We start from the raw sequence: 12924 nt of genomic DNA, 5'->3' as shown, positions 1-12924 counted from the left end.
AGTTCTTTGGTTCTTTGAGGGTAAGCCTCGCCGCTGCAACGGGAAGGTTTTGCTGGTGAGCGGCCTTAGTTTGGCAGGTCGACTAACGGGGTAGCTCTGCTGCTCTATCTTACTTGCGCCGGCGCACCGGGGTAGCTAGGCGGCTGCGCAGCCGCAGTACATACCAAAGCAAGCCGGCGCAGAGCACGGCCAGCCCGGCGGCCAGCAGTTCGCGGGTGGTGCGGGCCTGGGTAGCGTCGTCGGCGGTGGCTTGCAGATCCAGGAGCTTTTTTTCGCGCTGTTTGTCGCGGAGCTGTAGGTTCTGAATCTGGTTTTCTAGATCGTAAAAGCGCTGGCGGGTGCTGCTCTGGTCTGTTTGGGCCACGGTAATCTGCTGGCGGGCCTGCTGGTTTTCAGCCACTACGGCGGCAGTACGGCGCAGGGTCGCGGCCTGCACGGCCCGCACAATTTCCGTGTCTTTGCGGATAATGCCTTTCAGGGCCTCGGCCACTTCCTCCAGGTCCTTTTTGCTGCGCTTGTTGCCAAACAGGCTGTTGCGCTGAGCGTTAGCCTCCTCGTACTGGCGCACCAGTGTTTCGCGCTCCTGAATGAGGCGGGGTAGCGGGTCGTTGGCCGGGGCGGAAGTAGCTGGGGGCGTTTGGGCCAGGGCGCCAGCGCAGGAAAAGGCAAACAACAAGGGGAGGAGGCGTTTCATCATAGGGCAAAGTAACGGGGAAGGTGGTCCCGTAGTTTGCCCCAAAGCGCTTTTCGCCTCGGCTAGCACGAGTGGGCCAGCTGAACTGCCCAGCGGTAACGCCCGGTGCTAGCAGCGGCTTTTAAGGGCTTCAGCCACCCAGCGCCGGCACCGGCTGACGGATTTCTTTGGGCCGGTGCCGGTAGAAAGCCAGAATCAGGATGGGCAGCAAGGTCAGCTCGGCTACTACCCCAAACAGCAGGGTCAAGCCAATGAGCAGGCCCACGTAAAACGTACCGTCGAAGGAGGAAAAGATTAGCGTTGAGAAACCGCCCACCAGAATTAGGGAGGTGACGATAACGGCTTTGCCGGCCATCAGGTAGGTTTTGCGCACGGCCTTAAACAAGCTGGCCTCCTCCAGCAGCACCAGCTTAAGCTTGCTGATAAAGTGGATGGTATCATCGACGGCAATACCGAAAGCAATGGTGAAGATGATGCTGGTGCTCACCTTCATGCTCACGCCGGCCGCGCCCATCACGCCCGCCACAATCAGAATAGGTACCAGGTTGGGCACCAGCACCACCAGGGTCATGCGCAGGGAGCGAAACAGGAGTAGAACAATGAGCGTGACCATCACAATGTCGATGCTCATGCCCGTAATCATGTTCAGGGTGAGGGTAGAGTTGTTTTTGTCGATGAGGTTGGCTGAGCCGGTCAGGCGCGTCTGCAGCACGGTGCTGTCCACGGAAGCGCGGAGGTAGCGGCGCAAATCGGCATTCAGCGCGTCGGCCCGGATGCTGCCCACGTCGGGCATGCGGCCGGTGAGGCGGCCCTCGGAGCCATCGGGCAGGGCCAGGGCCCGGAACTCCGGCTTCTTGCGAAACAGCTTTACCTTGCGCGTCAGGCGCTGCAGTTCAGCCTCGGAATCGGGGAGGCGGTATTCTTCCAGCAACCCGCCGTTCAGGGCCTTGCGCACCGATTTGATGATGGTAACCGGCGAGGCCACGAAGTTCAGCCCGTAGGTTGTTTGCAGGTAGCCCTCAATCTTTTCGGTCTGGCGCAGCACGTCCAGGTCGTAGATCGTGCGACCCGGGGCAGGCTTCAAGTCCAGCTCAAAGGGCCGCACGCCAGCAAACTGCCGCTCGAAAAAGCGGAAATCTAGCTTCACCGGGTCGTTTTTCGACAAATCATCGAGCAGGGCGGAATTGATGCGGATGCGCGAGGCCGAAGCTACCGATAGCACCAGCACCAGCCCACTAATAGCTACCACCCAGTGCCGCCGGGCCAGCACCACTCGGAACAGGCGGCCCAGCACCCCGTCCCAGCTGTGGCCGTCTTGGCGGGGCACCCGCAGCTGGGGCTTGCCCAGGAGCACCAGCATGGCCGGGAGCAAAGTAAAGCTCAGGGCAAAGGTGAGCAGCACGGCAATGCCCGTAAACAGCCCGAAGTTATAAATCGGCCGGATGGTGCTGGTCATCAGGGTAAAGAAGCCGATGCTGGTCGTCAGGGCCGAGAGTCCTGAGCCGAAGCCCGATTCCTTCAGGGCAATGCGTAAGGAATCCTTCTTGCTGGCCCCGTAGCCTAGCTCCGTAACGTAGCGCGTGATGATGTGAATGGTATCGGACATGCCCACCACAAACAGCATTACCGGCAGCAGGGCCGTCATTAGGTCAATGCTTATCCCGCAGGCCGACATCAGCCCCAGGCCCCACACAATGGCGCCCAGCACCACCACCAGGGGCAGCACCACGCCCCACCAAGTCCGAAACGTGAGCCACAAGAGCCCCGTCACGAGCACCACCGAGAGGCTCATAAACACCATCAGCTCCACCTGCAGCCGGTCCACGAACACCGACTGCGCCACCATTTTGCCGGCCAGGTGGTACTCGTTTTCCGCGAAGCCCTGGCGCTGCAGCTCCGCACGCACAGCCGCCAGCAGGGAGTCGCCGGGGGGCTTGCTCAGGTTGGGTGAAGTTTGGAAGAGAATGGTAGCGGCCCGCGCATCCCGGGAAATCAGGTTGCCCACTAGGCCCGGCGTGCGGTACACCAGCACGGAGTCCTGGGCGCGGCGACTGGGGTCCTGGGGGTGGAGGTAGGGCACGTTGAACACGCCCAGTCCTTCCACCACCGGGTTCACGGCGTTGGTGGGCGAGGACACCTGCGTAACGTGGCGGCGGCCCTGAATAAAGCGCGTCAAGGAATCGACTTTCACCAGAAAACGGGGCTCGAATACGGTCTGGCCGGCCGGTGCTTCCAGGCCCAGCAGCACGTAGTCGTTGTCGTTGCCGAAGCGGTCGGAGTACTGCAGGTAGTAGTCCAGGTCCGGGTCGCCGGCGGGGTAGAAGTCGTTGAAATTATAATTGAAGCGCAGCTGAGCCGCGAAAAACACGGCCAACGCCGTAAGCAGTCCGAGGGCCAGCAGGGTAAGATGAGCGAGTTTGCGAAGCGGCATAAGGGGTAGCGCAACAGTGAAAACCGGCCGGGGCCGGGCTCCGCCACTGCGCCGTATGGGCGGCGAAAGGTAAAGTAGCTACGCGGGGTAGTTCCGGTAAGGCAACCCGAAACTAAGGCCGGCTGCGGGAAAGGTGTTGATTCGAGCTGCTGTATGTACTTATTTGTGTACTTTAGAAGCGGCCGTAGCCCGTCTGGCAGATGTGTGAAGCCAACCGCTATTTTCCCGCTTTTGTTTCTCCACTCATCATCTTCCCCTGACATGAAAAACGCCCTGCTCGCCCTGGCCCTGTTTGCTTTCGTTGGTACCGCTTCCGCTCATGAGGGCAAAGACGGTAAGAAAGGCAAGAAAGAAACCTGCGCCAAAGCCACCGCCGCCGGCTCATCCTGCTGCATGAAGAAAGGCGCCAAAACTGCTTCGGTAACGCCCGCTCCGGCTGCTGCACCAGCCGTGAAGTCGCTGTAAGAAGTAAGCTCCTCCGCCAAAAAGCCACTTTATTCAAGCGGCTTTTTTGTGGCCCTCTATTTATGCTACTACTATCTCTCTATGCGTCGAATAAGCATCCTAGTAGGCCTGTGCTGCGGACTTTGGGCCGTTAAAGGTCAGGCCCAGAACTACGACCAGCAGCTGCAGCGGGCATCTGCCAAAATGGGCCAACAAGACTACTGCGGGGCCGTGCGGGAATTTCAGGTCGCCTTCGCTGACAGTACGAAGGCTGGTCCGTTTGATGTATTTGCCGGCACCATAGCGGCGGCCAACTGCCCGGCTTACCGCACCCAAGCCTTGCAGTGGCTGCTTCGAATTCCTCGTTTTGCCGAACTGTCCGTTACCGCTCAAGACGTCCGTAATATTGCCCAGGAGGCTGGCTTGCGCAGCCTATATGATGCGCCGCAGTGGCACTATTTTCTGGCGCAGATGCAGGCCCATTCCCAACGGCGTGAAAAAGCAGCTCAACAGGCGGCTCAGCAGTGGCTAACTAGTGCCCAACAAAACGCCCTGCCATCCCCCGCCCGCCGGAAGCAGTACGGGTCCGCTGTCCCCGGTTTTGCCCGCTACACGGTGTCGGCTGACACCGTACGGGCCCCCTACCTGGTATACGTGCCGCAGAGTTACGACCCCACCACGCCGGCGCCTCTGTTGGTTTACTTGCACGGCGGCGTAGCCAGTGCCACGCAGTTTCGCATCAATGACCCAGGAGTAGCTCAGGAACCAATCTTCCGGGCGGCCGAGGAACAGCGGGCCCTCGTGCTCTACCCGTATGGACGTAAGTCGTTTGGATGGGTGGAGCACAAGGTGGCGCTGGCGGCGGTGCGCCAAATGGTGGCTGAGGTGCAGGCGCGCTACCACGTGAATGCCCGGCGTATCTATCTGGGCGGAATGTCGAACGGTGGAACAGCGGCTTTCTGGTACGCTTGCCAGCAGCCCCGGGGCTTTGCTGGTTTTTACGCCTTATCAGCTATGCCCGTGAGCAGCCTAGGGCCTCTACGCTTCCAAACGCTGGCTAGCGGTCCGCCGCTGTATTCTCTAAATGCCGAAGATGATGATGTCTTCCCCTATCAAGAGGTAGCGGCTATTTATCAACAGCACAGCGCGCAAGCGCCGCAGTGGCATTTTGAGTCGCGCTCCACGGGCGGCCACGGTTTTCTCTATGGTTCCGATGGCCTAACTGCTTTGCAGGCATTATTGGTCCAACTCATGGGTAGCCCAACGAAGTGAGGTAAGAGGGCGGCCCCACCTGATGCAACCTTTTCAGCGGGTACATCTTCTACAGTTTTAGAATATACCTCAGCCACTTAGACCACATGAAACAGATCCTACCTTACCTACTTGCCGGAACAATATGCCTGGGTGGAGGCAGCTGCAAAAAGGAGGACGAAACGGCCCAGGCCGCTTGTAAGGCAAAGTCTGATGTGCTGATGCGGGCCGATAAATGGAAGGGGCGTGTTGTGTTTGATTCGGTACTTCAGGCGTACGTAGTGAGCTACTTTGTGCCGGGCTCCATTGACTCAGTATATGATGGCATCGTGTGTGCCTTGCCGGCTGAGTTGCGGCAGGTAGGCCAGCTGGTAACGTTCAGCGGCCAGTACCGCGCCTACACGGGGCCGGCCAACCCGCAGTTTGGTGGGCAACAGTATTTCTACTTGGAGCTAACCAGTATTACGGCTCGCTAGCCGCCCGCGGCCACCGAAATTCGTCCGGTGGATGCAGGGTGCAAGGCGGGTTTCTGTACTTTTGACGAGTCACGTTGCCTCGCTTTTCTACCTATGCGCCAGTACCACACCCTGCTCCAACACATCCTCGACCACGGCACCCGCAAAACCGACCGCACTGGCACCGGTACGCTCTCCGTGTTTGGCTACCAGATGCGCTTTAATTTGCAGGAAGGCTTTCCGCTGGTCACCACCAAAAAAGTGCATCTGAAAAGCATCATCTACGAGCTGCTCTGGTTTCTGCGCGGCGACACGAATATTGCCTACCTCAAGGAGCACGGCGTCAGTATTTGGGATGAGTGGGCCGATGAGAACGGGGAGCTAGGCCCCGTATACGGCAAGCAGTGGCGCGCCTGGACCGGCCCCGACGGCCAAACCATCGACCAGATCAGCGACATCGTGCGCCAGCTGCGCCAAACGCCCGACTCGCGCCGCATCGTGCTATCCGCCTGGAACGTGGCCGATTTGCCCCAGATGAAGCTGCAGCCCTGCCACGCCCTGGTGCAATTCTACGTGGCTGATAACCGCCTCAGCTGCCAGCTCTACCAACGCTCCGCCGATGTGTTTCTGGGCGTACCCTTCAATATTGCTTCCTACGCCCTGCTTACCCTCATGATGGCGCAGGTAGTAGGCCTGGAGCCCGGCGAGTTCATCTGGACCGGCGGCGACACCCACCTCTACAGCAACCACTTGGAGCAGGCCCGCCTGCAGTTAACCCGCGAACCGCGCCCCCTGCCTCAAATGCACCTGAACCCCGCCGTGCAGGACATCTTCGGCTTCCAGTTTGAGGACTTCCAGCTGGAAAACTACAACCCCTGGCCCGCCATCAAGGCCCCGGTTGCGGTATAGTGCTATCCGCACAATAGACAATTTTTTGGCCGACATCTGCGCCGGATTAATAGGGGGTAGTCTGTTCCGATTGATCGGAACGATATTGAAACACCTGTTCTTATATGTCCTGTCGCCTTACCTAGTGCTACGGGGCTGGCTGCGTATGAGGCCTCGCTCTGCTGGCGTGTGGGAACTGTACCAACAAGGAAAATAGGCTGCAGCGCATGATATGCAATACGTGCTATGCATGGTAGCCGCACACCTGCCCAGCACCACTAGAGGTAAGCTTAATAATCAAGTAATGCGCCTTAGCTTGCAGATAATAATAATTGGATATAATTGATTATGAGTAAGCTATAACGGAGAATGTGAAATATCTTGATAAAAATAAGCCAAAAAGGAACTAAAAAAATCCAGCTACATAAGCCTTACCGTATGTTGCGGCATGACCTCAACTTCTACCCCGCTTATCCTACCAGCCACTTCAACCCTAACCCGCCAGCAGCGGGCGTGGATAGCTTTATACTCTCTGGAAGCTGGCCGCCATGACCGGACCGCGGTCCTCCAACAGAACAGCGTCACGGAAGCCGATTTGGCGGAGTTCGTCGATAGTTGGCTGCGCCTGCGGCGACGGGCGACCCTGCGGCAGTTGCTCTAGTCAGAATATAGTCGGTTGACAGACAAGCGGTAGTGAATTTATAGCTCCCCGATAAAATCCAACTTGTAGGGCAGCGTCGTAGGCTGAAGTATGACTACCACTAGTTTACTCTATCCTGCTGCTATACCTACGTGTGCCACTACGTTAACCCGCCGTCAGCGGGCCTGGATAGCCTTGTACTCCCTGGATGCCAGCCACCGCGACCGGGCCGAGGTACTGGCTCAAAATGATATTACGGAAGCCGACTTACTGGAGTACGAAGAAAGCTGGCTGCAGATGCGCTGCCAACTGCCTGGCAGCCGGGGGTAGGAGCTTCTGGCTACTCTGCTGCGCGTAAGCGCTGAAGCAACGGATGCTCCGCCGCCCCAAACGACACTGTCTCCAACCGCCGAATCAGCCGGATTCCGGCCACGTTAGCTGTAAACACTGCCTCCGCCGCCAGCACCTCGGCGGGCAGAAAGCGGCCGGTCTGCCACACAACTCCCAAGCGGTGCGCCACGGTGCGCAAGTAAGCCAGGCGAGTACCGGCCACGGCGCCCGTAGCTTCGGTGGGCGTATAGACCGTGCCTTCTTTGATCCAACCAATACCCGCCGCTACGGTTTCGGCCACGTAGCCATCGGCGGAACGTAACACTAACTCGCCCAAGCCCCGCTGGTCCCGCTCGCGGGCGGCTTGCACGTAGGTTAGGGCGTTGGGCCCCTTGCAGAAGGAAAAAGGGGAGTACGAGGAGAAAATGCGGGCGGAAAAACCGGCTTGGTCTACGGGCGCATCCTGCGGGGCGAAATCCTGGGTAGTAGCCAGCCACTGGCAGGCGGTGGTGGTAGGGGTATAGAGTCCTGCCCCGGCCCGCCATACCTGCAGCCGGATACGCTGCGGCCCGGCCGTTGCATGCTCGGCGTTGGCTGCCACCAACTGCCCGAGGGTCACGGCGAGGTGGTCAGGCTGCAATTCGGGTGGTAGCGCGAGGCCCAGTGCTTGCGCGGCCCGCTGCATACGCGCAAGGTGGTGAGGCAGGTAGCGGATGCCCGCCTGGTCTCGTACCATCGTCTCAAAGAACCCGTCATTATAGTACAGCCCCCGATTGGGTAGCGACAGTGCCACATCGGATTCCGTAACGAGCTGACCATTATATAGCAGCATGTAAGAGGCAGAAGTAAGGGGTAGGGCTTAGTTGCTGACTGTTACAGAAGGGCAAAGCGCTTGCCAGGTAAGGCCTTTACAACGCTTCTGAACTCCAGCCCCAGCAGTAAAGAGGCCACCTGGTGCACCGGAAATTGCGCTTTCCAGGCCAGAGTGTCGAGGTGTTCTTCGCCATTAGGTGCCGCTTGTAGCACGGTCAACACTCCAAACTCGGCGGGAGTAAAATCGTTAGCGTTGTAGGTAGCGGGGCCTTTAAACTTGCCCTGCAGGTGCAAGGCCGCATCCCAGTTGAGCAGTTGCTCCAGGTCTTCCGGCTCGGAATAAAGCGCGGCTTTGTTGGCTTTAATCAGCTCATGGCAGCCTTCGGAGGCGGCTGAGCCCAGGGGGCCCGGTACGGCCAGCACGTCTCGGTCGTAGCTCTGGGCCAGCTCGGCGGTTATCAGGGCGCCGCCTTTGCGGGCAGCCTCCACTACTACGGTGCCATCGGCGAGGCCGGCAATGATTCGGTTTCTCGCGGGGAAGTTATACTTGTCGGGTGGGGTGCCGAAGGGAAACTCCGTGAGTAGCCCGCCCTGGGTAAGCATTTTCTCGGCCGTTTTGCGGTGAGCCGGCGGGTAGAGCTTATCCAGGCCCGTCGCCATCACGCCTACCGTTTCTAGGCCTTCCTGCAGGGCCGCGCGGTGAGCTGCAATGTCGATGCCGTACGCCAGTCCGCTTACTACCAAGGGCCTGTGCGAAACGAGGCCCTTAACCAGCCGCTCCGTCTGCTCCCGGCCGTAGTCGGTGGCCTTGCGGGTGCCCACTATGGCCACGGTTTTGGGTTGATTGAGGTCCGCGGTACCCTGGTAGTAGAGCAGGGTAGGTGCGTCGGGTAGGTGCTTTAGGCGGCTCGGAAACTGCTTGCTGGTGTAGAACAGCAGCTGCACTCCCTCTTGCTCGGCTTTGCGCAGGGTAGCTTCGGCCTGGTTTAGGGCGGCCGTGCGCCCGGCCCCGGTCAGGATGGCCACGGTGGCCGGGCCTACCCCCGGAATCTTGCGCAGCTTGCCCGGCGGCAGGTGCAGCACGTTCCGGGCCGAGCCCCCGTAGCTCATCAGCTGCCGCGTCAGCTGCGGCCCAATGTTGGGAAAAAGCGTGAGGGCGACTTCGTGGAGGAGGGTATCGTCGAGGGTAGTAATAGCAGACATGATGCAAGTAGAATAGTTAAATAATAGCTGGTTATTTAACGCCTTTACGTCGATTAATTAAGTTTTTTATTTTCTTGATTAGAGCTACAGTATTTACGCCGAATAATATTACTGTTACCCCAATTGCACATATGCCTAATGGGCGTAAAGGTGAATCCTTATCCTCTGTAAGTAAGACTGAATAGAGTGTGCTTAAACTAGCAGTGACTAGAAATAAAATAAAGAATAGTAGTACATCCTCCGTTTTTTTATAAAGCAATGTAAAAGCTATTTGTATAGCAATGAGCACAATACATGGCGCCAAGGCAATTGCGGTAATGATGCCACTATAATCAGTGTCAAGAAGCAGAATATGAAACATTGCGTAATTATTCTTCGGGAGCAACTATTGTTAATTAATATGTTCTGTATATCCTACCCCTGCTGCGCCTTGCCAATGGCGTCTAGCTCTTTTTTCATCGTCACCATGAACTTGCGGATTTTCTCCAAGCTCTGAATCACGTCAATTTTTTCCTTGAGTTGGGGGCCCTTCTGCTTGAGCATGTCGCGGGCGCCGGGAATGGTGTAGCCGCGCTCCTTGACCAGGTGATAAATGGTGCGGAAAATATCGATGTCCTGGGGTGTGTAGAGGCGGTTGCCCTTCTTGCTTTTGCGCGGGCGCAACTCCTCAAACTCGGTTTCCCAGAAACGAATCAGCGAGGGGGCTACGTTGAACTGGGCCGCTACTTCCCCGATGGTGAAGTACTGCTTTTCGATGTCGCGCTCTTTGTATGGCATGGGAAGGGGAACTCAGCGGTGAGGACGAGGAGGGTGAGAAAAGGAGCGGAAAAACGGTGCTGGAAAGCTCAGCTTTCATTTCGGGTTTCTCACTTCTGTAAAGAGGGCTAACTTTGCCCGCTCCGGCTTGTCATTCGAAGCCGAAAAGTAGCCAAAATACCGGCCGCTGCCAATTTCAACGAACCTTACGAGTGCCAACGCGCCGTTGGCGTACTATCTGCCTTATGTCACTCCCCACCGCCAGCCACGTCCGCCAGCAGTTTCTGGATTTTTTTGCTTCCAAAGGCCACCACATCGTGCCCTCGGCGCCCATTGTGGTGAAGGACGACCCCACGCTGCTGTTCATCAACTCGGGCATGGCCCCGTTCAAGGATTACTTCCTGGGCAACAAGCCCGCGCCCTTTAAGCGCATTGCCGACACCCAAAAGTGCCTGCGCGTGTCGGGCAAGCACAACGACCTGGAAGAGGTAGGCTACGACACCTACCACCACACCATGTTCGAGATGCTGGGCAACTGGTCGTTCGGGGACTACTTCAAGAAAGACGCCATTGCCTGGGCCTGGGAACTGCTCACGCAGGTATACAAGCTGCCCGAAGACCGCCTTTACGTGACGTATTTCGAGGGTGACCAGGGCGACGGCCTGGGCGCCGACACCGAGACCCAGGAGCTGTGGCGCCAGTACACCACCGACGACCGGATTTTGCCCGGCAATAAGAAGGACAACTTCTGGGAGATGGGCGACACGGGCCCCTGCGGCCCCTGCACCGAAATCCACATCGACCTGCGCGACGAGGCCGAAGTAGCCGCCAAATCGGGCCGGGAGCTAGTTAACGCCGACCATCCGCAGGTAGTGGAGGTGTGGAACAACGTGTTCATGGAATTTCAGCGCCTGGCCGACAAAAGCCTGGTGAAGCTGCCCGCCCAGCACGTGGATACCGGCATGGGCTTCGAGCGCCTAATGATGGCCGTGTCGGGCGTGAAGTCGAACTACGACACCGACGTGTTTCAGCCTCTGATTCAGTTCATTGCCCAGGAGGTAGGCCTGCAGTACCACGGCACCGCCCCGGCCACCGTGAACGACCAGCCGGCCACGGAAAACGAGAAAACGGACATTGCCATCCGCGTCATTGCCGACCATATCCGTACCATCAGCTTCACCATTGCCGACGGTCAGCTGCCCTCGAACGTGAAGGCCGGCTACGTAATCCGCCGCATCCTGCGCCGGGCTGTCCGTTACGCCTTCTCGTCGCTAAACCAAAAGCAGCCCTTCCTCTACAAGCTGGTGCCCGTGCTGGCCGAGCAGATGGCGGGCATCTTCCCCGAGCTTAAGCAGCAGCAACAGTTTGTGCAGCGCGTAATCGAGGAGGAAGAAATTGCCTTCCTCAAAACCTTGGAAAACGGCCTGCGTCGCCTCGAAACCCTGGAGGAGGGCTTCCGGGCCGGCGGCAACCGCATTGATGGCAAAACCGCCTTCGAGCTGTCCGATACCTTCGGTTTTCCCCTGGATCTAACCGCCCTCATTGCCCGCGAAAAGGGTCTGACGGTGGATGAAGAGGGCTTCAAAAAAGAGCTGGAGGCCCAGAAAAACCGCTCCCGCAACGCCCAGGAGGCCGAGCAGAGCGACTGGACCATCGTGACGAAATCCGAAGAGCAGCCGGCTTTCGTGGGCTACGACCAGGAGCAGGCTCCGGCCCGCATTCTGCGCTACCGCCGCACCGACCGCAAAGGCAAAACCGAGTACCAAGTAGTGCTGGATCAGACCCCGTTCTACGCCGAGTCGGGTGGGCAGATCGGTGACACCGGCTACCTCGAGTCGGCCCTGAGCAAGGTGCGCGTGCTGGACACGAAAAAGGAAAACGACCTCATCGTGCACACCGTGCTGGACCTGCCCCAGGACCTGGACGCCGAGTTCATGGCCCGCTACGACCATGCCCGCCGCGCCCAAATTCAGCGCAACCACACAGCTACCCACTTGCTGCAAGCCGCGTTGCGCGAAGTAGTGGGCGCGCACGTGGCTCAGAAAGGCTCCCTGGTAAACGAGAAGCTGTTGCGCTTCGACTTCTCGCACTTTACCAAAGTAACCGACGACCAGCTGCGCCAGGTAGAAACCCTGGTCAACGCCCGCATCCGTCAGCAGATTCCGTTGGATGAGCGCCGCAACGTGCCCATCGACGAGGCCAAGAGCCTGGGCGCTACCGCTTTGTTCGGCGAAAAGTACGGGGAATTTGTGCGCGTCATCACCTTCGACCGGGACTTCTCGGTGGAGCTCTGCGGCGGTACCCACGTGCGCACCACCGGCGACATCGGCTTCTTCAAAATCACCTCGGAAAGTGCCGTGGGCGCTGGCGTGCGCCGCATTGAGGCCGTAACGGCCGAGGCTGCCGAAGCCTTCGTGAACCAGCAGCTCGACTTGCTGGCGCAGGTGCGCGAGGCCCTGGGCAACCCCCAGCACCTCATCCCCAGCATCGAAAAGCAAACCGAGGAAATTGCCGGCTTGCGCAAGCAAATCGAGCAGTTTGCCCAGCAGAGCATCAACCAGCAGAAAGACCAGCTGGTGGGCCAGGTGAAACCGCTCAACGGCGTCAGCTTCCTGGCCGCTCAGGTGCAGGCTACCTCCGCCGATGGCCTCAAGACGCTGGCTTTCAACCTGCGCCAGTCGGTGCCGAACCTGGTGGCCGTGCTCGGCGCTGAAATAGAAGGCAAGCCCCAGCTAGCTGTCATGCTCGACGACGAGCTGGCCAAAGGGGTAAGCTCAACGCCAGCATGCTGGTGCGGGAGCTAGCCAAAGAAATTCAGGGTGGGGGTGGCGGTCAGCCCTTTTTCGCCACGGCCGGCGGCAAAAACGTGGCCGGCTTAGCGGCGGCTATTGGTAAAGCCGAGGAGCTGGTAACTAAGGCGCTGGGGTAAGCTAGCAGATGGTTGCAGGAAAGCCGTTTTTAGTCGGATATTCGGGCTGATATTGTTCAGACAGAATATCCGACTAAAAACGGCTTTCCT

11 protein-coding genes and 1 pseudogene are annotated in these 12924 nt (G+C 58.7%); 7 read left to right on the top strand and 5 right to left on the bottom strand.

Going from position 1 to position 12924, the window contains the following annotated elements:
- Window positions 1-109: 109 nt before the first annotated feature.
- Together MUN84_RS00955 and MUN84_RS00950 are read right to left on the bottom strand one after the other, a co-directional pair.
- Entirely contained in the window at window positions 110-697 is a 588-nt protein-coding gene (locus MUN84_RS00955; RefSeq protein WP_244696250.1) for a hypothetical protein, read from the bottom strand.
- Between the two features lie 127 nt (window positions 698-824).
- Window positions 825-3125: an efflux RND transporter permease subunit gene (locus MUN84_RS00950; RefSeq protein ID WP_244696249.1), complete on the bottom strand. Its 2301-nt coding sequence runs from the start codon at window positions 3123-3125 to the stop codon at window positions 825-827.
- Window positions 3126-3386: 261 nt separating this feature from the next.
- Here MUN84_RS00950 and MUN84_RS00945 point away from each other — a divergent pair, with 261 nt between their 5' ends.
- The 6 genes from MUN84_RS00945 (at window position 3387) to MUN84_RS00920 (ending at window position 7133) form a co-directional block, all read left to right on the top strand.
- On the top strand, window positions 3387-3590 hold the full coding sequence (locus MUN84_RS00945; RefSeq protein ID WP_244696248.1) for a hypothetical protein: 204 nt from the start codon (window positions 3387-3389) through the stop codon (window positions 3588-3590).
- Window positions 3591-3671: 81 nt separating this feature from the next.
- Window positions 3672-4841, top strand: a complete 1170-nt coding sequence (locus tag MUN84_RS00940) for an alpha/beta hydrolase-fold protein (protein WP_244696247.1) — start codon at window positions 3672-3674, stop codon at window positions 4839-4841.
- 86 nt (window positions 4842-4927) lie between these two features.
- Complete coding sequence (locus MUN84_RS00935; RefSeq protein WP_244696246.1) at window positions 4928-5296, top strand: hypothetical protein; 369 nt, start codon at window positions 4928-4930, stop codon at window positions 5294-5296.
- Window positions 5297-5389: 93 nt separating this feature from the next.
- Complete coding sequence (locus tag MUN84_RS00930) at window positions 5390-6184, top strand: thymidylate synthase (RefSeq protein WP_244696245.1); 795 nt, start codon at window positions 5390-5392, stop codon at window positions 6182-6184.
- Between the two features lie 427 nt (window positions 6185-6611).
- Complete coding sequence (locus MUN84_RS00925) at window positions 6612-6824, top strand: hypothetical protein (RefSeq protein ID WP_244696244.1); 213 nt, start codon at window positions 6612-6614, stop codon at window positions 6822-6824.
- A gap of 90 nt (window positions 6825-6914) precedes the next feature.
- Complete coding sequence (locus tag MUN84_RS00920; protein ID WP_244696243.1) at window positions 6915-7133, top strand: hypothetical protein; 219 nt, start codon at window positions 6915-6917, stop codon at window positions 7131-7133.
- Between the two features lie 10 nt (window positions 7134-7143).
- Here the strand turns inward: MUN84_RS00920 and MUN84_RS00915 are convergent, their stop codons facing one another.
- The 3 genes from MUN84_RS00915 to MUN84_RS00905 all read right to left on the bottom strand — a co-directional run bounded on the left by MUN84_RS00915 (window position 7144) and on the right by MUN84_RS00905 (window position 9926).
- On the bottom strand, window positions 7144-7965 hold the full coding sequence (locus MUN84_RS00915) for an aminotransferase class IV (protein ID WP_244696242.1): 822 nt from the start codon (window positions 7963-7965) through the stop codon (window positions 7144-7146).
- Window positions 7966-8006: 41 nt separating this feature from the next.
- A complete protein-coding gene (gene dprA / locus MUN84_RS00910; protein WP_244696241.1) occupies window positions 8007-9149 on the bottom strand; it encodes a DNA-processing protein DprA in 1143 nt (380 codons plus the stop codon).
- A gap of 414 nt (window positions 9150-9563) precedes the next feature.
- Window positions 9564-9926, bottom strand: a complete 363-nt coding sequence (locus tag MUN84_RS00905; protein WP_244696240.1) for a MerR family transcriptional regulator — start codon at window positions 9924-9926, stop codon at window positions 9564-9566.
- A 224-nt stretch (window positions 9927-10150) separates the two neighbouring features.
- Between MUN84_RS00905 and alaS the strand changes: the two are divergent.
- A pseudogene (gene alaS, locus MUN84_RS00900) lies at window positions 10151-12834 on the top strand (alanine--tRNA ligase).
- Window positions 12835-12924: the final 90 nt, after the last annotated feature.

The organism is Hymenobacter sp. 5516J-16, from assembly GCF_022919335.1.
Lineage (GTDB): Bacteria > Bacteroidota > Bacteroidia > Cytophagales > Hymenobacteraceae > Hymenobacter > Hymenobacter sublimis.
This window is presented reverse-complemented; position numbering and strand designations above follow the sequence as displayed.